Source organism: Azohydromonas lata (assembly GCF_034427735.1).
In the GTDB taxonomy this organism is placed as follows: Bacteria; Pseudomonadota; Gammaproteobacteria; order Burkholderiales; family Burkholderiaceae_C; genus Azohydromonas; species Azohydromonas lata.
Window position 1 is genome coordinate 1 of the sequence record NZ_JAXOJX010000222.1, and the last position, 373, is coordinate 373.

Annotated in this window: 1 protein-coding gene; it reads left to right on the plus strand. The window is 69.2% G+C overall.

Going from position 1 to position 373, the window contains the following annotated elements:
- Window positions 1-19: 19 nt before the first annotated feature.
- On the plus strand, window positions 20-373 hold a 354-nt coding region (locus tag SM757_RS35120), incomplete at its 3' end, for an ABC transporter permease subunit (RefSeq protein WP_407655836.1).

The window sequence follows — 373 nt, forward strand, 5'->3', positions numbered from 1 at the left end:
ACGCAGGAGAACACAAACCATGAAAAACAAGCTTGTCCTGTTTCTGCTCGCCGCGGTCGCGCTGCTGGCGCTGCCGCTGGTGGCGCAAGGCTTCGGCCAGGGCTGGGTGCGCATTGCGGCGCTGGCGCTGCTGTACGTGATGCTGGCGCTGGGCCTGAACATCGTGGTCGGCTACGCCGGCCTGCTGGACCTGGGCTACGTCGCCTTCTACGCCGTGGGCGCCTACCTGTACGCGCTGCTGGCTTCGCCGCACCTGGCCGAGAACTTCCCGGCCATTGCCGCGATGTTCCCCGAGGGGCTGCACCTGCCCATCTGGCTCGTCGTCCCGCTGGCCGCCGCCGTGGCGGCCGTGGCCGGCATCGTGCTGGGCGCA